Origin of the sequence: Bacillus sp. T3 (assembly GCF_033449965.1) — a bacterium.
GTDB lineage: Bacteria > Bacillota > Bacilli > Bacillales > Cytobacillaceae > Bacillus_BU.
This window is the reverse complement of sequence record NZ_CP137761.1, coordinates 2,182,937-2,206,278: the sequence shown is the minus strand read 5'-3', so window position 1 is coordinate 2,206,278 and position 23,342 is coordinate 2,182,937. Positions and strand designations below refer to the sequence as shown.

The window sequence follows — 23,342 nt, the reverse complement described above, 5'->3', positions numbered from 1 at the left end:
TCCTATACGAACATATGTTTATATTTTCATTTTATCAAATATCTATTCAATTGTCCTATATAAAATTATAATTATTAACTATTTGGTTGTTTTTTTCAACTAGGATTTTATAATTGGAAATAAATTGAATTTGCTAAAAAAATCAGTACAAGGTATTTACCGAAGAATCTTTGATTACCGCCACAAGATTTTACCACCATTGCCATCTTTATTACCAATGTAAGCCAAGGGAATTTTTCGGTAATCAGTTTTTTATGATAGTTTAAAGCGTTATATTTCTTGCCTTCCTTTTTTACAAACCCAACAAGTGTAGCATCATACTAGATTTCCCAATAACCACCTATAAGTTTATCGCTAACGAAAAGTTCTTTTAAATTTTTCTCGCAACGTAGGACTTACTACCTGCAAGCCTGTAGGAACTAAATCACACTTTCAGTGGTATAAACCTTTATATAAATCGCAAAAAGCAAAAGTTTCCTAAACTGTAGGTCGGAGGTTCGAATCCTCTCTGGGACGTACAAAAACCCTTGCAATAGCAAGGGTTTTTCTGTTTTACCTGTTATAGCCATTAGTATTGAACAGCTGGTTTGCCGCCAAATTGCCACCAAACACTACCAGTTGCGACTTCATAAAAGGCTAAATAACTTAAGATGGTAATCTAAAACAGGATAATTATTAACACCCCAAGTGATTATCTTTTCGCTTAGCCTTCTTTTCCTCCCTTTTAGAGCCCTGATGAATAAAATATATAAAGCTATAACCTTTCAATTTAATTAGCAAACCTTCCCTCTTTCTCGACAACATGAAGAAAGCTCAACGCTTACTTATTTATTTTGAAGTGATTTATAATATTTTTCCATGTATTTATTTGAATCTTTTTCTGCCCAACGTTCATCATGAGGTATGCTTTCATCATATGGGTGTTTAATTGATTCACCAGTTCGATCTTGATAATAATGTCGTAATTCGTGTGCAAGTGTTTCAATCATCGATCTCCTAAATTCAACCTTCGAAGGATACTGATCCTTTGAAAGAAAAATTGGATCACCGTTTTCATCGCGTTCAGTAAGATATGTAAAGGGATATAAGTTAATAGTATTAGTGCCTTCGTCATATGTTATTTTATTACTATCATTCCAAGTTGTATAAGTTCTATCAGTATATAATCCAGCATAATCATCATCTCTGACACCTTTATCTATTGTAATTCTATTTAAAATCCCGTCGTCTTTAACACCTAAATCTTTTAATATCAATGGACCTTGAGTTTTAACGATTTCTTTTGTCATTTCTATGGCTTGTTTATTAGTTAATTGATTTTTAGCTTTTACCTCATCTTCATAATTAGAATAGAATATGACACCTGCAATAACAGCTACGAAAGCTAAGAAGTTAACAAATTTTTGAGCCATATATATCTCTCCCAATAATTAATAATTTCTTGATCAATAATCTTATCAAGGGTTCGTTTATCAATAAGTATTTTTATGCCTTTTAGTTCTGAAATATCTTATAAACTTGTTATCTTCTCATTTTTAAGCAAAAATAGAAAGACTTGCTCTTTTATTCATCTTTCTCCTCTATATCAATATTACATTGCAAAAACTGACACTTTAAGCGAAAAAACGATACCATTTATACTAAATTATACCATTAAAAGACAATTATTTTAGAAAAGTTTTGTCAAAAGTCATGAATATTTAGTTGTTAAACCCTGTTCTGCAATAAATATAATTTACTACAAATATATTACCTTCACATTTATATTACGAGTATAGCAAGTATTAATTAATGTTGAGATAAATAAAAATGACCATAAAAAAGCTCCAAATCCGCCTTAAACTAAGAAATGATTCAGTAATTAATAGGCATCTTTAAGAGCTTTTAGATCCTCTTTAGGTTTGTTGTTTTTTATTTAAGTTCCCTTGCTCTTTTGTTGTTAAATAAAAAGTCCAATTTTTCAGCTGCATCCTGATCAGCACTTTTTAAAGAATGTCCATATATATCCATGGTAGTTTGGATGTTTGAATGACCAAAGCGGCTCTAATCGTTTTCATGTGTACGTTTTGATTAATTAATAATGTAGCAGAAGTATGTCGAAGAGCATGAAAACGGATTCTAGGTAGCACATATTTTCAAAGAAATTCTGGAAACCAGTTTTGCGGCTTCTTTTGCACTTAATGTTTGACGTTCCATTTAATTACACTCCTTAAGTTTTTAAATATCCATTCTTTATTCATAGTAATAAAATATATTTAATATGATTTAAAACACAAAAATCCTTTCATCTAAGTATTGCAGATAAATTGAGCCAGTGGTGCGGAGTTTTAAGCCACGGTTTGCGGATGAATGAGCAAGTTTTTGTGTGAAAGGGAGCCAATGTTAATAAAGGAGTATACAGCCATTAGAACTGAGACCGTTCAAATAGCTGTTATCGTATTATTTAAATCTTTTATTCTCTAACTCCCTGTCAATAATCTCAATTGCCCAACGAACAAGTTCATCATGATTCAAATCCTCATCTTCGGTCCATATGCAGGAGGGTAATAGTCTACATTCAACTTGGTTCATCACTTCATTAGGTAAATACCTATGAAAAAAAACTTAGCTATACGATTCTCAACTTCTATTGGAATCATTTAATTCCCGCCAATCCGTGACGTTCTCTCATAGAGACTTCCCCATCAACTAAAACCTTATAAAAATCATGAACGATACGGTCCAGAATCGCATCAGCCACTTGTGCTTGTCCTAACTTCGAATGCCAACCTTCTGAAGAAAATTGAGAACAGAATATAGTAAATGCTCTTTTAAACCTTGCCTCAATAATTTCCAACACATGAAGTACATTTTCCTCTGAAAGGTCTGTTAATAACCACTCATCTAGTATTAATAAATCAATCTTTCTATATTTTTGAATTACTTACGGAAGCTACCATCTACTTCATATTTTTCTACAGCTAATTCATCAAGTAATACAGGTAATCTAATATATTTTACTTTGTAAAATTGTCGGAATGCATGAACCCCATAGGCATTTGAAATCCACGTCTATCCGTTTCCTGATGCACCCCTGTGGCTAACTCTAGTATTAGGTTTTTATCTAATTTGCAGTCAGGATGATATTCTATATCTTCAATTGCTGCCATTGGTTCGTTGAATGTGGCCAGTTTAATTAATCGCTCTAACTTATTGGATTTTCGACGATCATACTCATAATCTACCATCAAGTTGAATCGATCATCAAAATCCATATTACGGTATTCTTTATTCTGACTCTGTTGCCGGTACAACTCTGCATAGCACCCATTTTCATTTCTGTTAATTTGCGTAAAGTTTCTTGGTTCATCATTTATGGTTCATCAATTATGGTCCCTCCCAAAGTATTTAGCGCCACGAAAGAATCCATAGTCATTAACGTCGGTAGGATGACTATTAGTATCTGTTTTTCGTTTTTGGTTTCGCTTCTTACTTCTCTCCAATACGCCTTTTAAAACAGAAACAGTAGGGTTTGGTGATATTTCAAGTAACGATTCTGTCGCTTTTTTCTATTTCATTCTTGGAGTATTTCGCAGTTAAGTTCCTTAATGTGCTAAGAATATTTAATGCTTTTTTCTCCACATTGGTTTCCCAGATATAAGAAACAAATTGTATCATAGATGGCCCATTAGTTTCTGCCCACTTAAGATTATTTTCAGGATTATGATCCAGATATAATCTGTGATTATCAGGCATATGGTCTATGTTCGTAGAAAATTGGCCAATTTCACCGTGTAATCGTTTATAGGATGCAATTCGGGCTTACGTTGTTCTTACTATTTTTCCCTTTTAATTAATAAAAGAATATTAAACATGTTATTAAAGTAACCTGCCCCTATACTCGAATTATAAAAAGCGATCTCCCTTAAGGAAGAATCGCCCCCGTTAGCGCAATAAGAAAAATGACCGCTGCACCGATCATTTCTTTAACTCATGCACGCGTTACTTTAATATGCACAATACACTTTTTTGTAACCTTCATTATCTTTTCTGCTCAGAGAAAGCTCAAAAATTCATACAAGAAGCATGCCTATACTGTATTGTATTTCCCTTTTAACAAATTATTGGGATCATGCAGCAGCCCTTCAGCCCTTTATTTTAACCATGTTGGCTTAATATTTTGGGTAATATTTTAGTCTTTTAGTAAAAAATCTTTCTTGATCTTTTCAATATTCCTACTGGTTATTTCTGCAATATATTTCAATAGTTCATCATAATTTTCAACATTATTGAGTTTTTTGAATTTCTCGACTTGCCCCTCAAAACCTTTAAAATATTCACTTTGATAATTTGGGTTGTTATAAATCTTAATAAATTCAAGATAATCTTTTGTAGACATCTTATCTTTAATTTGAATAAGAATATCATTCCAATTATTAATTCTTTTTTTATGTATAGGCTTTTTTACGCCAATTTCCCTTTTTTCCTCATTCTTTATCTGTTGGATAAACTGTTCGATTTCATCTATATATTGAAAAAGTTCATTCCTATTTTGACTATCCAATTCCGTTAGTATTTTAGTTTTATAATGTAAATAACTATTATGCCTTGGATGCAATTTATCGTCTGTTTTTGATTCTTTTTTCCACTTTTTGCTGCTCCTCCAATACTACCTACATCACTTATAAATGCCCCAATCTCTTTTTTGTTGTCTTTAACGAATTTCCCTGTTTTTTTAACACCTTCAATAACTGGTCCAATTGGTATTCTAGACATACTTGTCCCCCTTAAGTTAGAAAACAAAAGCATCTTGAAATAATAGGTTTTTTGATGACATATTCATCAACTATTATGGGTATCTACTCATGATATTCGACGTTTGAAAGAGCATTTCCTTCTTAATTTAACCTGCCCCTTTAGTGCAACAAGCACAACTTCGTAAATGTGTATAAATATTAGTATTGATAATTGTAAAGACATATAGTGGTTGTATGATTGTTAAAAAGACTATCCTAACCACACTTCCATAAAAAAGGAAGCATTTAACTGAAAAAAGTGTTGCATTTTATCAAGCAAAAACTGTGTCAACTCTTTCAAGCGGTCACAATTACTTCAAGAAAACTATCCTAAAACTATATAAGTATCACTATTTATACATTTTTCTCTGAGCATCTCTATCTACTACTCAATCTCCCAAAGTTGGTAAGAGATTCTTTCAAGCATTTCTTCGTAATTCCATTTGGAATCTATAAATGGAATATAATTAAAATCGTTAATTCTTAATTGCTTTTTTATTTTCTCATGCTTATTACGGGGTGCAATAACTGCATAAATTTCATCATAAGTAAACCTTAGTCTTTTTCTTACTCTCCATTCTCTTTCCCAATGAAAATCATGTCCTTTTTTAACAATATTAATTATGGAACCTAATGTAAAAAAAGCTCCTAGAGTATCTTCGTTATAATATTCTTCAATAAACTCCTCATATTGCTTTTTAAAATATCTAATTAGCATATGATTTTCTTCGTAAATATAAAAAACAGGATTTCCACGGGATTTTCTAATCTTTTCTTTTTTAAATACAATTCCATAAGGTTCTAAATTAACTTTTCGATTTGATATCTCTGTTAAAAGATGAATTTTATCAAGGGGAGTTTCTGTAAAACATACAACATTAAATCTTTCCTGTAGATCCTCTTCTTCAGCTCGAAGCATTGGAGAAAATAGACAATGATGGTTACGTCCTCTTATTTCTTTATCGTTAAGTATTGAAACTAAATTCTCTAAAGCATTACCATCGTTAGTATTCTTTGTAAGATGTACAACAAAGCGTGATATATCTGTTCTTTCTGATAATACCTCTTTTATTTTCCTCGACATTCTCACACCTCTGAATGTTTTTTTACTTCATATATTTAGAAAGTTTTAGTTAATAATATAAATTGGATATTTTTATAGATTGAAGAATTATTAAGAAAATCTAAAACACATACGAGGGTTCAACCCTCGTATATAAAATTATTATATTTTCTAATTTCTATTAGTTACTAACTCTTTAGACAAATATTCAATACCTTTTTCTGTAGCTTTTTTTATAACAAAAGGAAAATAATCCTCATTGTCTAGGCACATAACAAACTTTTCTTTAGCTCTCGTAATACAAACGTAATGGTTCTGCATATTTTGATTATTATGGATATTATAGTATCTAGCAAAACTTATAACTTGATCGAATTCTAATCCTTTTGACGCAAAAACGGTCATTACCTTATGTTTTTCATCTAAAAGAGTAAATGCCATTTCATATTTACTTTCACAAACACTTTCATGGAATTTTTCTGTTTCCTCTTTACTTATATTTATACTTAAGTACTCTGCCAAATTGGATAAAATTCTTTCGATTTTTTTATAATTAAGGGTATCTCCCTTCTTTAAATCACTTATAATTTTATTAACTTCTAATCGTGTTTGATTTCTTTCATCAATATTCGTATTTTCAATAAAATCATATATTGTATAGGTTGTATTTTTTGTGAAGAGTGCTAGCTCTTTAAGTAAATATCCATTTGGTAAACCATCATCAATTGGGGTTTTAGGTATAAATACAAAATTATAGCCAGCTTCATTCAATTGCTCTGCAATTCTAGCTGCATCGTTATTTATATTTGAAATAATTGTTATCTCTTTACTAATATCTATCTTTTTTTCACCTATAAGATTTCTAAAAAACTCGTCGAATCCTTTAAAGTTACTAAACTCACTGAAATTTGAGAAGTTATTAAACTCTTTAAAGATAACGTTGCCCTTAATATCCTTTAGGTCCTTAACATATTTTGGATTATGAAAAAGGTTCGCAAAATTTTCTATTTCTTCATCACATCTAAAATTAGTAACGAGTTCATAGTAGTTAAACTCCTCTTTTTGTAATAGCTCAAAAATGTTACTCATTGCTCCTCGCCATATATAAATAGCCTGTTTAGCATCGCCAACAATGAACAGCTTTATATTTAAATCATTTTTAAGCATCATAAAGAACCGATGCATGTCACTATCTGAATCCTGATACTCATCAATAAAGATAGTCTGATATTTCGATTTTAAATACTCTTGGGCGGCAATAGACTTCTCTAAGATGAACAAAGCAAGTCTAAAATTGAAGTTTTCTTTATTATCTCTAAAAGTACCTAAAACATTTGTTGACTTCAGCGTTTCCAATCCCTGGTAAAACTTATTGAACTTTACTCCATAATCAATGGTATAATCCCCATTAAATTCAGTTCCTAATGCATCCTTTATAAAAGGTCTAATTACTTCGTGTTCTATAAAGGCATCATTGGTCATAGCCACAAATTGCTTCTCAATTTGATTACCTGCTTTTTTCCTAATTTCACTCGTTGCTTTAACAGTAAAAGTAATTGCTGCAATTGTTTTGTGGTCTTTAATATTTTCTAGTTCAAGTTTCATTTTTCTTACCATGATAGTAGTTTTACCTGAGCCAGCACTTGCTGAAATTACGATATTTCCGTCATCGGCTAATATTTCTTCTCTTTGCTTTTGATCAACTAGCATTTGGAACCAACTCCTTTAATGCCTTAAACAATTCATGGTTAAAAATATTATTACAATCCTCTTTGGTTAGCTCCTTTGTTAACTCAATCATATTCAATAATTTGGAATTTTGCAGATAATCAATTGGGGAATCCCCAAGAATTTCTACCATTCTCTCACCTATAGCTTCAAATAAATCGTGCTCTAAATCAATCTTAGATAAGAAGATCTTATTTTCCATTAGTGTTTTAATTTCCGATTCAAATTCCCCGAAGATCTGAAGTTTCTTACTTTTTACTAAAATTTCTTTTAGTACTAAATCTTTTACCTCTTTTTTTTCATCATTTAATATAAAATAGTTAATCTCAACACTGCCTTTTACTCCAGCTTCAATAAGTCTAAGACATCTATTTAACCCAATTAAGTCAAATATTTTTGGAGAGCCTTTCTTAGCTTTAAGATCGTTATCAGTTTTAACTATCGGTTTTATGTCTAGTGCTTTTAAAACCTTAACATAGGGTTCAAAATTAATACCATTAACCTCTAATAAGTATCCTCCATCAAGCTCATAAGTCGGATAAACTTCTTCAAGAATCTTTTCAAAGAGTACTTTTTCCGACGGACCTTCAACTAATAATACTTTCTCAGCAAATAAAGCGGTAGCGAGTGATCTATTTAACTCCTTCTTAACTTCCTTATACTTATCTTCAACATGATAGATATACGATTCACAATTCGTTTTGTTTTGAGAATATATACGAATGAGCGACGCATTATCCATTTCGTAAAGTAATTCCGAAGAATGAGTTGATAAAAAGAAGTATGTATATACCTCTGATTCAAAAAGTTGTTTTGAAAGTGCTATTTGCATTGACCTGTGTAAACTATTCTCAGGCTCTTCAATTAAGTAAATAATAATCTTGTTACCTTCTTGTGCTTTTATGAGATGATTCCAAAGTGAGTAAGCTAATATCTTCTTTCTTCCATCTCCAGATGTAGGATAAATATTATCATCGTTATCTCTTTTAATATACGGTATTAGATTTCCAAAATATCCATTAATGGATATTTCAGATTTCATTTCAATGGATATATTTTCTTTCTTTAACTTTTTATATTCGCTCGTAATAGTAGACTGAAAAGATTGAATAACCTCCATACTACTAATTTTTTCATTTAACTGTTTGCCAATCCCTTTTATATCATTAGAAATAGTTACATCAGAATCACTTAGTTTAGTTTGATCAAATAATTTTCTTCTGTTTTTTGAAAAGGTACTTTCTAAGTCTATTGTAGGATCCAAATATACAACTTTAAATAGGCTATCAAGTGGACTTAATATTCCATTTTGTAAAAGTTCTTCTAGTTCATCTACTTTATTTCCCCAGTAAATCTTAGGTATTCCTAAATTTTCACTTTCATCATAAACACCTTTAATACGTATAAAAAAATTATCTAAGTTTCTACCTGTACCAGATCTTGCTCTACCTACTTTTGCTATTACGTGTTTTGAGTCATTATCAGTTTCCCTGTCTTCCAAATCAATTCCTAATGTTATACTAATTACTTTACTAGTATCGTTTTTAAAGTAATCAGATTCTTTAAATCCATTTTTTCTAACATCTCTGTCCAATAAGAATCTTAAAGCATACATTAGATTTGTTTTTCCTACATCGTTCATACCAAAAATGACATTTTGGTTTGTTAGATTAATATTTACCTCTTCAAAATTACGAAAATTTTTCACTTCTAGGCTTTTTAGTTTCATAATCTCCCCCGTATTTCTTTAGAATTTTCTCAGAGAAAATCGTCGAATAATGTAGTCTTTAGATAAATATTACCAAATTTCTACTATTCTTCAAGAAATTAAAAAAGTACTGAGCAATCAGTGCTTTTCTGAGTAGACATTTTTAAACCAATACTATGTATACCTTTTCCTTAGTCAATTCGGTTGTATCACTTAATATTTCTACACTTTCATAAAGGTCTTCCATATGTTTTGTTTTTAAAAATTTATTAAATGCAATTGTTGTTCCTTAACCATTATTATAAATTCCTAGGAACTTGTAATGATCATCATTAATTATCTCTTTAATTTTGCTAGTTCCTTTTAATGGCTTTTCAATATCTTTTTGGAGTTAAAAACTTTGCTGTCTACCAAATATAGTTCCATTATTTAAAGGAATATTACATTTAACTTCAGCGATAATTTTATACTTATCTATCCTTATATCATATCCATTACTGTTAGGTTTGGTTTTTAATATTTGACTTTTTATTTCCTCGTATCTTGAATTTGGGATACTAAAGTAAACAGATATAAAATCCAATAGGTGAATCGTTGTTTTAAACGTTAGGATATCATTAATTTTTTTAATTGCACTCTTAAGTTCAATGAAGTCGTTCTCTTTTAAATCGGATTAATAATCTTTTGGTTTATCAAGTATCCTAGACCAAACCTCATTAAATTTATTTTTCAGATCATTCATATTTTTAGTGACTATTATTGTTCAGCATATTCATTTACTATGTTGATTTCTTCTTCATACTTGTCCACGTTATCCAGCATAAAACCAATCTGAAAAAAACATCTAATTTCATTGTGGTATAACTAACCCCGTCCTTGCTGAATAAATATCTATTTTTTTAAAATCCTAGTTGATTAAGGTTATAAAAATCTACTAGTTCCTTGCAAACGGTTGGAATTATGTTTGTATGTATACTTCTTCCACGTAGTTTTCTTGGTAACTTAAGAGATTCATTGCTTGTGGCTTCCATTAACTTTGTTCCCTCCATTCAATTACCAATAATTATACTGCTAAATTTTTTGTAAAAATCATCCAATTATTGAACAATTGGAATCATTTTTAATTTTTGAAAACGGCAATGATTATGACCTAATGCTCAAACATAGTTAATAAGAAATATGAAAATTTGAAGAATACAGAATGGTCAAGGAGTACAATTGTTATTTAACAAAAGAAGAAATTGCTATGTTGATTAATAAATTGGTTACTAAAGTTCCAGAAGGAAGTTCTATAGTTTTTGAATTTGGAGATGAAAAATTAATTCAAGAAAAAAGCAACTCTAATCGGGTTCAAAATATGGTTCAAATGGTTGCAGCTGGCGGTGAACCAATGAAGTCTTGTTTTAATTATCATGAAATAGAGAAAATGATGGAAAACGCAGGTTTACTCATTTACGAGAATTTGTCACCTCTTTCTATTCAAAAGCAATTCTTTCAAAATAGAACAGATTACTTATCTGCATTCGAAAAGATTCATTATATTCATGCTGTTAAAAAATGATTATATAAACAACAAACCTCTCAATCTTTCAATGGATTGAGAGGTTTCTTTTATTTATCATACCTTTTAAACAAAAATAGAAATTATAAAAACAGTAATTAATAATTTATCTATATTTGCTTTGGGAACCTTTTAGGTATTGAGTAATTCAAATTTGGCTATTTTAAAAAGGAGAATCGGAATATGGAAACCCTGAAGTGGAAGTTAAAACATTACGGGGAAAATGACAAAAACTCAAGAAAATTGCAAACTTCTGTGGTTTACCTCCGCTAGCAGTTCGGCCTCGTCCAAACCTGTGTTCATTATTTTTGCATGATTGAATGCATATTGCAGAACGTTTCAGAATAAAAGACGTGGAGGTTTAATTATGAGCGGTATGAATAATGAGGCAAACATGACAAATTTCCCACCTCAGCACCAAAATGAACATCCTGGCATGGAATATAACATGAATCCTTTACCCATTTTTGAAAACAAGAATTACATAGGTAGCCAAAAACTCGAAGGAAAAGTTGCTGTTATTACAGGTGGAGACAGTGGGATTGGACGGGCAGTTGCTTTGACATTTGCTAAGGAAGGAGCAAATCTTGTCATTGTTTTTTATAATGAGTCGAAGGATGCTGAGCAAACGAAGCAGCTAATAGAGGCAACCGGACGCCGCTGTATCATGATTTCAGGTGATATCGCAGATGAAGCTTTTTGCAATAAAGTGATAGCAGATACGATGCAAGCATATGGCAAATTAGATATCCTTATCAATAATGCAGCTGTTCAATATGTACAAAATGGAATTGAATTCATTCCTACTGAGCAGCTACTACGAACGTTTCATGTAAATGTTTTTGGGATGTTTTTCTTAACAAAGGCTGCTCTTGCTCACTTGAAAAATGGTGCTAGTATTATCAATACCACATCGGTTTCTGCTTACGAAGGAAATCCTCAACTAATCGATTATTCTGCTACGAAAGGAGCAATTGTGTCCTTCACTAGATCTTTAGCAAAATCTTTAGCTCAAAAAGGGATACGAGTAAATGGTGTTGCTCCAGGTAAGGTTTGGACACCACTTATTCCTTCCTCCTTCCCTGCCGATCAAGTAGCACAATGGGGCAGTACTACCGCTATGAAAAGAGCAGGTCAACCAGGTAGACTTTGGGCCAGCATATGTTTTTCTAGCTTCTAGTGACTCATCCTATATGACGGGGCAAATTTTACACTTAAATGGAGGACTTTTTGTAACAAGCTAATTGTATCAAGGCCAGGTAGATAGTGGCCTTGATACCGTCCAACTGTTCTTAAATCACACAGAAAAACGCAGAGGTTAAGTGATATGCTCCCCTTTAGGTAGACAGATTAAAAAATAAAAATCTGGCTATTTATAGGGGAGTTTTTTTATGTCGAAAAGATCTTACTCTGCAGAAGAGAAATACGAGATAGTAATGGCTTTAGAAGAGCATTGTTCAATGAATGAATTAGGGTCAATATACAACGTGTACCCTACAACAATTATGGAATGGAAACACAAGTATGATAAATATGGATTGGAAGGTCTAAAGGAGTCCACTACCTGGAAAAAGTATTCAAAAGAATTAAAGCTGGCCGCGATTAAAGATTGTTTGTCTGGTAAATATTCTATTCGTGAAGTAGCTAGAATGTATGATATATCAGATTCCTCTGTCCTCAGAAAATGGATTAGAAAGTATAATAGTCATAGTGAAATAAAAGATACGTCACAAGGAAGGACGAGCTCTATGACTAAAGGGAGAAAAACTACTTGGGATGAACGAGTACAAATTGTGCTTGATTGCTTAGGGAACGGAAAAGATTATCAATACACGTCTGAGACTTACGAGGTCTCTTATCAACAAGTGTATCTGTGGGTTAAAAAGTATGAAGCTGGTGGCGATGAAGCACTTAAAGATAAGCGCGGAAGGAAGAAAGAAGAAACAGAACTAACTCCAGTAGAGCTTTTCCAACTTCAGATGAAAAAGTTAGAAAGAGAAAATGAACGGTTACGTGCAGAGAATTTATTCTTAAAAAAGTTAGAGGAGATCGAAAGGAGGCGAAAATAAGTCAAATCCGATTTGAGGATAAGTATATCGCCATTCAGGAGCTTAACAAGAAAGAGACTTTAAGTATTAGTTTACTTTGTGAAATCGCGGGAATAGCACGATCCGCATACTATAAATGGCTTAATCATCCTCCTTCTCCAAGAGCAATACAAAATGAAGAAATTATCAAAGAAATGAAAATTCTCCACGAAAAAGTTGATGGCACCTTCGGTTATCGCCAAATGATGCTTCACATGAATAGAAAGTTTAATGAGAAACTGAATCATAAAAGAATCTATCGGCTAATGAAAGTGGCTGACTTACGCTCTGTTATTCGAATCAAGAAAAAACAATATAAACGCTCTACACCACAACATGTAGCAGAAAATATACTAAACCGGGAATTTACTGCGGAAAAACCAAATCAAAAATGGGTTACGGATGTTACAGAATTTAAGTATGGCCATTCAAAGAAGGCCTATTTAAGTGCGATTCGTGATCTTTGTGATGGATCAATAGTAAGTTATGTTCTAGGACATTCCAATAACAATCAACTTGTATTTAAGACGCTTGACCAAGCTAAAGTTCTATTAATTGGGGAACATCCACTTATCCATAGTGACCGTGGTTTCCAATACACCTCCAAAGGATTTAAACGTAAGATAGATGCGGCTAAGATGATACAAAGTATGTCACGAGTTGGTCGCTGTATTGATAATGGACCAATGGAATCTTTTTGGGGAACACTGAAATGTGAGAAGTATTATTTACATAAATATAAAACATTTGAGGAACTTTCTCTTGCGATAGATGAATACATCCATTTCTATAATCATGAGAGATACCAAAAACGATTAAACGGCCTTAGCCCTATGGAATATAGAGCTAAAGCCGCTTAAATCATTTTTATTATTTCCACTGTCTACTTGACAGGGGGCAGTTCAAAGCATCCTCTGCGTTTTTCTAATCTAATGAACTGTTTTTTCTGGTTCTACATACTACGTAGAATTTGAATTGTTTCTGTAAATCCTTTTATTGTGCATCGTTTGTTTGTAATGGATGATCAGCTAAGATTTTTTCCACTTCTTCAAACCCTGGTGGAAAAGCATAGTTGTATCGTGCTGGTAGAGCAAACACATAATCTTTATTACGACCCAATTCACTTGGGTTTACGGGAGCAGCACCAACATGAAATATTTCTTTTTTAAGTGAATCCCATTGGTTAAGCGTAAATACCATGATTGGGATATCCTGACGCGGGGTTTCAGCAGTCCATTTAGGATCTCGAATAGAAATAATCGGACCTGTTTCAACAACTGAACCGTCAGTTGAAGCAATACCTTCCCATTGATCAGTGACAATTGAATAACCTTCCCAGTTTGCCGGAAGCTTAAAGCTAAATCCATATTGAGTATTTTTATAGATAATTGAGTTGGAATCTTCAGATGAAGTCGAAGGAGAAGGAGAATCGTTAGAAGTGGTATTCTGACTATTATTGGTGGAAGAATCTTGTTGATTTTGACTATTACTGGTGGAGTTATTTTTTTGATTCTGATCTCCACTTACCGGACTATTTTTAGTACATCCTACCACAAGCAGTATAGCCAGAGCCACGAGAACCCATTTTAGAGATGCCTTTTTGGATGCTATGGTCATAAAAATCCCCTCCCAATTATTTTTTTGTAAACATAAGTCGGATGAAACTCTGCTATGACTTTTGTTGCTTTTATTATAACACCGTGGCTGATGATAAAGTTACTATCTCCCTCCCAAATATAATAATTGTTCCAATCCATTCCAATAAGCTAAAATAAATATACAATCCACCCAACGAACGGAGGTTTAACCATGCACAAACTACTAATCATCGAGGACGACATGACCATCGCCAAAACACTCAAAAATCACCTCCAATCATGGGGATTTGAGGTCGAATACATATCCGATTTCCAAAACGTCATGACTCAATTTGTTTCCTTTGATCCACAATTGGTATTATTAGATATCTCCCTCCCCTTTATGAATGGGTTTACCCTATGCAGTGAGATTCGCAAACTATCAAAGGTGCCGATTATCTTTATCTCTTCTGCATCCGATAATATGAATATTGTTATGGCGATGAATATGGGTGGGGATGATTTTATTGCCAAACCTTTTGACTTAAACGTTCTTACTTCCAAAGTCCAGGCTTTACTTCGGCGCACGTATGATTTCACTGGACAAACCAATTTACTCGAGCACCGCGGGGCTATTTTGAACACAAGTGACTCAACACTCACCTTTAGTGGACAAAGGATTGAATTAACCAAAAACGATCAAAAAATCCTGCACGTTCTGCTTGAAAATAAGGACAAGGCTGTGTCAAGAGATGTCCTGATGACCCGGCTGTGGGAAACGGATAGTTTTATTGATGATAATACACTGACAGTAAATATCAATCGGCTCCGTAAAAAGCTAGAAGCAATAGGACTGAACGATTTTATTAAAACAAAGAAAGGGCTCGGCTATTTGGTGGACTGAGATGAAAAATGATAAAGAAAACTTATTTCTTCTATATATACATAAAAACTGGAAGCCGGTAGCCCTCACTGCTCTTTTTACGCTCTGTTTTCTCATTGTTTTTTCGCTAAGTCATCTCCCTCTCGCCCCGATTCTCTACAGTACCCTTTTATGTCTGTACATTGGACTCATCTTTTTTGTTGTGGATTTTTTTAAATTTAGAAAGCGATACAAGCTGCTTAAGACCGCCCAAAAAACGATTATGCTGCAAATCGGCCAATTGCCTGCCCCAACGAATGCGATTGAACACCAATATCAAGAACTGCTGCAAATTTTATTAAAAAATAAGCACGATTTGACCGTCCAAGCTGACAGTAAACAGAAGGATTTAGTCGAGTATTTTACCCTATGGACCCATCAAATCAAAACACCGATTGCGGCAATGCGGCTGCTTCTTCAATCGGAACAAACGGTACAAACCTCCGAGCTTGAAATGGAATTATTTAAAATCGAACAATATGTTCAATTTGTCCTGCAATATCTTCGTTTAGAAAATATGTCCAATGATCTTGTTTTTAAAAAATATGAAGTCGATACCATTATCAAGCAGGCAATCCGAAAAAATACCAAAATGTTTATCCGAAAAAAAATCATCCTTAACTATACGGATGTATACTGTACCGTGTTAACAGATGAAAAATGGCTGCTCTTTGTGATTGACCAGATTCTATCCAATGCGTTGAAGTATACAAAGAAAGGCTCTATTTCGATTTTCATGAAAAATAAACGACTGATTATTGAAGATACTGGTATCGGCATTCGCGCAGAAGATTTGCCACGGGTATTTGATAAAGGTTTTACCGGATACAATGGTCGCGCGTTAAAACAATCGACGGGGATTGGCTTGTATTTATGCAAACAAATATTGACCAAGCTATCCCACGGTATCGCCATTGAATCGGAGGTAGGAAAAGGAACAAAGGTCATCATTGATTTGGAGACGAATGAAATTGGAGTGGAATGAGACCGTGAGCTTCCAATCTTACAATAATGTAAGTTTGAGTGCATATTTGTAAGCCAAAGCAATGTCTGAGCATATCCCCCATTGCTATACTGAACATGTAAATAAACGTGAGACGGAGGAATTTTTCATGACATTACTAGAGGTGAAAAATCTAAAAAAAGTGTACACAACCCGTTTCGGCGGAAATCATGTTCAAGCACTTACAGATGTTTGCTTTTCAGCTGAAGCAGGGGAATATGTTGCGATTATGGGCGAATCCGGTTCCGGAAAGACAACGCTTTTAAATATTTTAGCAGCACTTGATAAACCGACCAGCGGTGAGGTTTTCCTTAATGGAACCGATATCGTATCCATCAGCGAAAAAGAAATTTCAGCCTTTCGCCGGCAGAATCTCGGCTTTGTTTTTCAAGACTTTAACTTACTCGACACCTTTTCACTGAAGGATAATATCTTTTTACCGCTCGTCTTATCCGATACATCCTACAGTGAAATGAGCAAGCGCTTAAAGCCGCTTGCCGAAAAATTAAGGATCATGGATATCTTAACAAAATTCCCATATGAGGTTTCCAGGCGGTCAAAAGCAGCGGGCAGCGGTTGCAAGAGCCTTAATTACGAATCCGAAGCTCGTTCTTGCCGATGAGCCGACCGGTGCCTTGGATTCTCGTGCCTCTGATGATCTACTGCAGATTTTTTCACAAATTAACCAAGAAGGGCAAACGGTTCTGATGGTAACCCACAGTACAAAGGCTGCAAGCCATGCTAGCCGCGTTCTGTTTATCAAAGATGGAGCCGTGTTCCATCAAATCTATAAAGGGTCCTTATCCAATGAAGCGATGTATCAAAAAATTTCAGATACATTAAATATCATTGCAACGGGCGGTGGCAGAAATGAGTAAATTTTTCTATCTCAAACTGGCCCTAACCAATATCAATAAACAGCGGAAGACGTATATCCCTTATATTCTTACTTGTATCTGTACGATTGCGATGTTCTATATCATGCATTTTATGTCTGGAAATCCGGGTTTGAAAGAGATGTCCGGCGGTGATTCATTAATGCAGATTTTATTTTTAGGCAACATTGTGATTGCCATTTTTTCAGTCATATTCTTGTTTTACACTAACAGCTTTTTAATCAAGCGACGGAAAAAGGAATTTGGCCTATTTAACATTCTTGGAATGGAGAAAAAGCACATCGCTAGAGTGGTAATATGGGAGACTTTTTTCGTCACGGTCATCAGTATGGTCACGGGGTTAGTAAGCGGAATGGTCATGAGCAAGTTAATGTTTCTGCTTTTAAATAACATCTTACGTTTTGAAGTGCCGCTCACGCATTTTGTTTCGGTAAAATCTATCGGAATGACCTTGGTCCTTTTTTGGGGCATTTTCACCCTATCGCTTCTCAATAATTTACGGTATATCCATCTAGCAAAACCGATTGAATTGCTGCGTGGCGGTCAGGTCGGTGAAAAAGAACCAAAAACGAAATGGATTCTCGTCTTCATCGGTGTGGCAGCACTATCATTCCGGATACTATATCGCACTGGTAACAGAATCACCTATAGCTGCATTAAATAAATTTTTCTTTGCCGTATTGCTCGTCATTATCGGAACATACGCCTTGTTTACGGCCGGCACGATCGCCTTGTTAAAATTATTACGAAGAAATAAAAACTTCTATTATCAAACAAAGCATTTCATCAGTGTATCAGGCATGATTTATCGGATGAAACAAAACGCAGTAGGCCTAGCCAATATTTGTATTCTATCAACCATGGTATTGGTCATGTTATCAACCACAGTGTCCCTCTATATTGGGATGGAAGATCTATTGAAAAATCGCTTTCCCAAAGAGATTGATATTTCAGCCAGAAATCTCACTGAGGAGCAGACACAGACAGTGGAAAAAATGGTCCAGGAGGAAGCAGGAAAATACCAAATCAAATTAAAAGATCAAGTGTCTTATCGCTCTGCAATGTTTCCGACACAAAGGGTGGGAAACACGTTTAAAACAGATCGCACAACCAAAAAGTCAATTTCAAACATTACGATGATTGAACTACTCCCGCTTGATGAGTACAACCAATTGGAGAAACTCTCCGCTACCCTGAAAGACAACGAGGTACTTCTGTACACTTTTAGGGGCGACCCTGTTAAAAAAAACATAACAATCGCAGGACATAAATTTCAAATTAAAGAACAGTTAAAAGACTTATCCATCAATGGCGATGCATCAGCAATGATGACAGACAGTTATGTAGTCGTTGTAAAAGATATAGAAACAATTAAATCCTTATACCCTGTTGGAGAGTGGAATGCGGTGGAATGGAAGGATTTATCCTTTTATTACGGCTTTGACACTGTAGGAAGCCCTGAAAATGAGATTGCGTTTACAAAAGCTTTATCGCAAAAATTGAATGGATTGTCCATCGATGGTTCTGCGGAAGGAAGAGAGGAATCAAGGGAAACTTTTTATTCCTTATACGGAGGTTTATTCTTCCTCGGTCTTTTCCTTGGCACCTTATTCATCATGGCAACCGTCTTGATTATGTACTATAAGCAAATATCAGAAGGCTATGATGACAAAGAACGATTTTCGATTATGCAAAAAGTCGGTTTGAGTAAAGATGAAATAAAAAAGTCGATTATGAGCCAGGTGCTGATTGTATTTTTCCTTCCGCTTGTTTCAGCTGTTATTCACATCGCCTTTGCCTTCAAGGTCATTACAAAACTACTGGCATTGTTAAACTTAACCAATATTGGTCTCTTTGTCTTATGTACAGCAGCTACCATTCTCATCTTTGCCGCGTTTTATGCATTGGTTTATATATTAACAGCAAGAGAATATTATAAGATCGTTAGTTAGGGGCGAGGCGTGATAAGACTTTGCCCTCTTTTTTTATTTTAGCTAGGCATTTTTTCGCACAGTGCCTGAGAAAAATAAGCGTAGAATTTTCCTCTAATGTAAAAAAGGAAGCTTTAGATTCGGAAATAAGGGGAGATTTTTCCTCTAACTGCTCAAAATATGCCAAAATCCAAGGATTTGGTTCAGATAAGCGGAAAAACTTCCTTTATTTTTAAGTAAATATCGATATTTCTCAATTTAACGGTAATTTCTCCGTCTATTTTCAAACTACAGTGAAAAGCCACCTTCAGTAATACCCGAGCCTTTATAGAACCTGCCCAATGTTAATGGTCAACAAATGTAAACTCTCTAAAAATAACAAACATCTGCCGCATTCTTGCGAAACAGATGTTTTCTGATCTTTCAATATCGCCATTTCCAGTTTTAAAAAACCCATATAAACAGCTTAGCCATCAAGTACCCAACTAAACCACAGAATGGGAATGTTAGCACCCAGGTCAGTACCATTTCACGGACAACGCCAAAATTGACATCTTTGATATTCCTTGCAGCTCCCACGCCCATAATCGCAGTTGATATTGTATGTGTTGTCGAAACCGGTATTCCAGTGGCAGTTGAAAGAAATAAACACATAACCCCTGCTAATTCAGCAGAAAACCCCTGATATTTTTCCAGCTTGACCATATCCATCCCGACAGACTTGATTATCCAGGTAGCCACCGATTGATGTGCCAAGCCCCATTACTGCAGCACAAATGACCATAAGCCATATTGGAATGATCACTTCGGCAGTTTCTGCCTGGCCTTTCGCAAGAAACATACCAAGCAAGAATATACCAATGAATTTTTGACCATCCTGTGCACCATGCATAAAAGCCATGCCTGCCGCAGAAAATATCTGAGCTTTTCCAAAAAACTTGCCCGCTTTGAAATGATCCATACGCCTGAAGATAAGTTCAACAAGCCTCACCATCACAAACCCCAACACAAAACCCAAGCCAGTTGATAGACCTAAACCATAGAGAACCTTGATCCACTCACTGCCATTAATTCCAGAGAATCCTCCCTGTAAAGCAATGGCTGCTCCCGAAACTCCGGCAATTAAGGCGTGACTTTCACTTGTGGGAATTCCAAATGCCCAAGCTGCAGTTGCCCAAAGGACAATCGCGATCATTGCCGCACATAACGCGACCAATGCATCATCAACATCACCATGAAAATCGACCATATTGTAAATGGTCTCAGCCACCTTTTGATTGACCAAAGTCATGGCAAGTACACCCAACAGGTTAAACACAGCCGCCATGAAAATGGCTGCACCCGTACGAATTGAACGAGTGGAAACACTAGTGGCAATTGCGTTGGGAGCATCCGTCCATCCATTGACAATGATGACGCCCAATGTCAGTATTGTCGTGATGATCAATGCAGGATATATGCTTAATTCAGAAATGAAATCCAATAACGTTATTTCCATAGGATAGCACTTCCTTGAAAGGAAAATTCACATTGCGCCCATTGAATTTCAAGCATTATCATCATCTTCCTTCGGTTCAATTTTTATTTGTCCAGGAGTCTTGATGCTGTTTTGCCATATCGTGTCGGTCAAATGAAAGGCTACTCTTTCATCCTAAATGACTCGTAGTAATGTTTATCGTAACCTTGATTTAAAACATAGGGATGGTGCTTTTATTCTCTTAATTTATTCTAATAACTCACCCTAAAAAGTAGTTTCTTCTATACAATAGTTTAATTCATTAAATAATTGTAAGTCGTTCCTTTACTTTCTTCTTTGATAATTGGTTTTTTTCTTTTCTGCAAAAGCAGTATTTGTACATTCATTCACAAAATAAAATAATCCAGTTCCTCCTCATAACCGATATCTCTCATAAATCGATTAACATAGTAGCGTTGAATAGTTTGTGATTGACCTAATTTAATCTGGGATAAGTAAAGCTGCGCTGCGTCGAAGGTATGTTTAACAGTTGTGTTTAACTGAAGCTTTTGGTCAACTCTTACTGAAGCATTCTTGTTTGTACGCGCAATGTCAAATAAATAAACACCTATGGCATGTAATAGTTTATTATTTTTTTCGGCTACTAAATTCCTTATCTCAGCACAAATGTCCTCTAATGATGTCTCCATTAGTTTGATGTGTAAACTACTATTAATGTTATAATAAGTTTTCAACTCATCGATTAGTAATTTATGTTGAATGGCATTATCTATTTCACCAATCAGCTCCTGCATGTCTTCATCAAACATCACGATAGAATCCATTGTTATGAGACCAGGTGGTCGATAGTACACCAACAAATGGCCTAGTTCATGTGCTTCGGCTTCTAGTCGATCTTCATTTGTTAAGGATTCAAGAAGGTAAATCTGCCAAACGTTTCCCTCATTAGTAGCTTGAGCGGGGCTCTGTTCAAACAAACAATAAGCTTCTGCATCTTCAATTGGTATAACATGTACATTAAAGTTACATAAAGACTCCACATCTAATCTTAATCGTTCTAATGAATTTTGCATTAAAGTTATCCCCCTTATTGGTCGTTCGCTTACATCTGAAAAATGTGAGCAATGAGGTAAAACTTTGATGAATAGAAACTCATAAGAATTAAGTGTTATCAAAATCTGTATCCTAAATCCGTTTTCATAAAATTCATCTATAAACAGAAATTCTCTTAAAATGCCCCTAAAATCTTTCGGAATTTAAGTACTATAATTCAGAGATTAAATATTTCATATATTTTACCTCCATTATAAATGACAAAATCCTTTCATTACAAAAATAAATAAACGACATTCTAATGACGAATGCCTTTGTAAAAAAATGAAAGGCTAAGTAAAACCGCATCACCCATAATTTGTCCATAAGATAATGGTTAGGAGCTAATAAACAAAACCGTACTTGTGCTTTCACAGTACGGTTTTTTGTGCGGATAAAGGATCCTATTTTTATAGAGAACAAAATTTAAGGATTCTATTTAAATGAAACTTTTACTGAGTAGCCAAGGTTTTTAAAAAACTCTTTTAATACTTTTTCTGCATTTTTTTCTGCTGTTTTTAATAGTCCTGTTTCTTTTACTTCTTCCTTGATTTGCTTTTGTGCATGTGCCGCGAGGTCAAACCCTTCATCCCAATCAGGTTCTTGTCTCAATAATCCTTCATCAGAGAATGTTATTACTTTATCCATCTGAATTGCGGGGTCCTGAATAAAGTCAGCTCGCGGCAGAACGATTTCAATTTCTTTTTCTTTGTCATTTACTTTAATATCGCTTGGGGACACCTTCTTTAAGTCGACTCCTGCAATTACAGTGGCAGGCACAATCAATATTAATTCCTGCTTGGTTCCAGGGAGATCCCGCTTGATATCTTTTCCAAATAATTTATTGTCCTTTTGCTTAATTACGGTCTTAACCTGCGCTTCAGCGGTTGCAAGATTCGCTAACTCTTGAACATTTTCAACAAAAATTGTAGTTTTTTGGTTAAAAGTTCCCCCTGAAAATAACCATATATTCCCTAATATAGAAACCAAAAGCCCGACGATTAGAATAATAATTATTATTCTTCCAAATTTAAAATTAGGCCTAAATAATTGCACTGAAAGATTTGTCCCTTTACCTCTATTTCCTGTTGTGGTAGTAGTAGTGCTTTCTACCCTACCTTGTCTTAACCCCATCAATATTCTCTCCTCACACATTTGTTTTCTGCACTCATTCTTTTGCATGAAATAAAAAATTACTATTTTCTAATCCTTATATTAAACTATTAATCTAATATTTTTGAAGTATAATATTAAAAATACCAAGAACTTTAAACAAACACGGGGAAGTTTAACTATTAATTATTTTGAAAAAGATAGTGCACATGAGGAATAATCTGAAAAAAATAGCACAGTATTTCAGATTATTCCCCGGTTAAAGTGAATAACAGGGGTCGGAAATACTGTGCTTATTTTCTATAACGAATATCAAATTTGATTTGGAAGACCTATTTCCTGTTTTGGGGAAAGGTTTGGGAAAGACCGTTGGGGTAAAAGGTTGGTGTGAGTGATTGGGGGTTAATCC

The 23,342-nt window shown here is 34.2% G+C and carries 18 protein-coding genes and 3 pseudogenes; 8 read left to right on the top strand and 13 right to left on the bottom strand.

What is annotated here, in order from left to right; genetic code table 11:
* Positions 1-824: 824 nt before the first annotated feature.
* From RGF10_RS11415 to RGF10_RS11385, 8 genes are all read right to left on the bottom strand, one after another.
* A complete protein-coding gene (locus tag RGF10_RS11415; protein WP_318509116.1) occupies positions 825-1,412 on the bottom strand; it encodes a hypothetical protein in 588 nt (195 codons plus the stop codon).
* Positions 1,413-2,635: 1,223 nt separating this feature from the next.
* The gene (locus tag RGF10_RS23830) at positions 2,636-2,920 is read right to left on the bottom strand and encodes an ATP-binding protein (RefSeq protein WP_412176725.1); all 285 of its coding nucleotides are present in this window, start codon (positions 2,918-2,920) and stop codon (positions 2,636-2,638) included.
* Positions 2,921-2,996: 76 nt separating this feature from the next.
* Positions 2,997-3,293, bottom strand: a complete 297-nt coding sequence (locus tag RGF10_RS23825) for an ATP-binding protein (protein WP_412176702.1) — start codon at positions 3,291-3,293, stop codon at positions 2,997-2,999.
* An 878-nt stretch (positions 3,294-4,171) separates the two neighbouring features.
* Positions 4,172-4,543 (bottom strand): hypothetical protein, encoded by a 372-nt coding sequence (locus RGF10_RS11405; protein ID WP_318509115.1) that lies wholly within the window; start codon positions 4,541-4,543, stop codon positions 4,172-4,174.
* A 5-nt stretch (positions 4,544-4,548) separates the two neighbouring features.
* Positions 4,549-4,755, bottom strand: a complete 207-nt coding sequence (locus RGF10_RS11400) for a hypothetical protein (RefSeq protein WP_318509114.1) — start codon at positions 4,753-4,755, stop codon at positions 4,549-4,551.
* A 405-nt stretch (positions 4,756-5,160) separates the two neighbouring features.
* A complete protein-coding gene (locus tag RGF10_RS11395; protein ID WP_318509113.1) occupies positions 5,161-5,859 on the bottom strand; it encodes a hypothetical protein in 699 nt (232 codons plus the stop codon).
* Positions 5,860-6,009: 150 nt separating this feature from the next.
* Complete coding sequence (locus RGF10_RS11390; protein WP_318509112.1) at positions 6,010-7,548, bottom strand: UvrD-helicase domain-containing protein; 1,539 nt, start codon at positions 7,546-7,548, stop codon at positions 6,010-6,012.
* On the bottom strand, positions 7,538-9,295 hold the full coding sequence (locus RGF10_RS11385) for an ATP-dependent nuclease (RefSeq protein WP_318509111.1): 1,758 nt from the start codon (positions 9,293-9,295) through the stop codon (positions 7,538-7,540). The genes RGF10_RS11390 and RGF10_RS11385 overlap by 11 nt, the downstream gene beginning before the upstream one ends.
* A gap of 1,201 nt (positions 9,296-10,496) precedes the next feature.
* On the opposite strand from RGF10_RS11385, the pseudogene RGF10_RS11380 reads away from it, so the two are divergent.
* The 3 genes and pseudogenes from RGF10_RS11380 to RGF10_RS11370 all read left to right on the top strand — a co-directional run.
* Positions 10,497-10,835, top strand: a pseudogene (locus RGF10_RS11380) (SAM-dependent methyltransferase); the annotation flags it as partial.
* A gap of 376 nt (positions 10,836-11,211) precedes the next feature.
* Positions 11,212-12,079: pseudogene (locus RGF10_RS11375) on the top strand (SDR family oxidoreductase).
* Positions 12,080-12,226: 147 nt separating this feature from the next.
* Positions 12,227-13,782 (top strand): IS3 family transposase gene (locus RGF10_RS11370; protein ID WP_318509110.1). Its coding sequence is split into 2 segments (ribosomal slippage): positions 12,227-12,866 and positions 12,866-13,782, totalling 1,557 coding nucleotides; the frame shifts between segments, so codons are not numbered across the junction.
* 133 nt (positions 13,783-13,915) lie between these two features.
* Here RGF10_RS11370 and RGF10_RS11365 read toward each other — a convergent pair.
* Positions 13,916-14,539 carry a hypothetical protein gene (locus tag RGF10_RS11365; protein WP_318509109.1) on the bottom strand — a complete coding sequence of 208 codons (624 nt, stop codon included), beginning with the start codon at positions 14,537-14,539 and terminating at the stop codon, positions 13,916-13,918.
* Between the two features lie 192 nt (positions 14,540-14,731).
* Between RGF10_RS11365 and RGF10_RS11360 the strand changes: the two genes are divergently transcribed.
* The 5 genes and pseudogenes from RGF10_RS11360 to RGF10_RS11335 all read left to right on the top strand — a co-directional run bounded on the left by RGF10_RS11360 (position 14,732) and on the right by RGF10_RS11335 (position 19,272).
* Positions 14,732-15,403 carry a response regulator transcription factor gene (locus tag RGF10_RS11360; RefSeq protein ID WP_318509108.1) on the top strand — a complete coding sequence of 224 codons (672 nt, stop codon included), beginning with the start codon at positions 14,732-14,734 and terminating at the stop codon, positions 15,401-15,403.
* Between the two features lies 1 nt (position 15,404).
* The gene (locus tag RGF10_RS11355; RefSeq protein WP_318509107.1) at positions 15,405-16,406 is read left to right on the top strand and encodes a sensor histidine kinase; all 1,002 of its coding nucleotides are present in this window, start codon (positions 15,405-15,407) and stop codon (positions 16,404-16,406) included.
* A 127-nt stretch (positions 16,407-16,533) separates the two neighbouring features.
* Positions 16,534-17,302 (top strand): annotated as a pseudogene (locus tag RGF10_RS11350) (ABC transporter ATP-binding protein).
* Positions 17,295-17,984, top strand: a complete 690-nt coding sequence (locus RGF10_RS11340) for an ABC transporter permease (protein ID WP_318509104.1) — start codon at positions 17,295-17,297, stop codon at positions 17,982-17,984. Before RGF10_RS11350 ends, RGF10_RS11340 begins: the two are co-directional and overlap by 8 nt.
* Positions 17,872-19,272, top strand: a complete 1,401-nt coding sequence (locus RGF10_RS11335; protein WP_318509103.1) for an ABC transporter permease — start codon at positions 17,872-17,874, stop codon at positions 19,270-19,272. Before RGF10_RS11340 ends, RGF10_RS11335 begins: the two co-directional genes overlap by 113 nt.
* A 423-nt stretch (positions 19,273-19,695) precedes the next feature.
* Here RGF10_RS11335 and RGF10_RS11330 read toward each other — a convergent pair whose 3' ends face one another.
* The 4 genes from RGF10_RS11330 to RGF10_RS11315 all read right to left on the bottom strand — a co-directional run bounded on the left by RGF10_RS11330 (position 19,696) and on the right by RGF10_RS11315 (position 22,954).
* Entirely contained in the window at positions 19,696-19,956 is a 261-nt protein-coding gene (locus RGF10_RS11330) for an inorganic phosphate transporter (protein WP_318509102.1), read from the bottom strand.
* Positions 19,919-20,749 carry an inorganic phosphate transporter gene (locus RGF10_RS11325; RefSeq protein WP_318509101.1) on the bottom strand — a complete coding sequence of 277 codons (831 nt, stop codon included), beginning with the start codon at positions 20,747-20,749 and terminating at the stop codon, positions 19,919-19,921. The genes RGF10_RS11330 and RGF10_RS11325 overlap by 38 nt, the downstream gene beginning before the upstream one ends.
* Positions 20,750-21,114: 365 nt before the next feature.
* Entirely contained in the window at positions 21,115-21,801 is a 687-nt protein-coding gene (locus RGF10_RS11320; RefSeq protein ID WP_318509100.1) for a hypothetical protein, read from the bottom strand.
* 454 nt (positions 21,802-22,255) lie between these two features.
* Positions 22,256-22,954 (bottom strand): DUF4230 domain-containing protein, encoded by a 699-nt coding sequence (locus RGF10_RS11315; RefSeq protein ID WP_318509099.1) that lies wholly within the window; start codon positions 22,952-22,954, stop codon positions 22,256-22,258.
* Between the last annotated feature and the right edge of the window lie 388 nt (positions 22,955-23,342).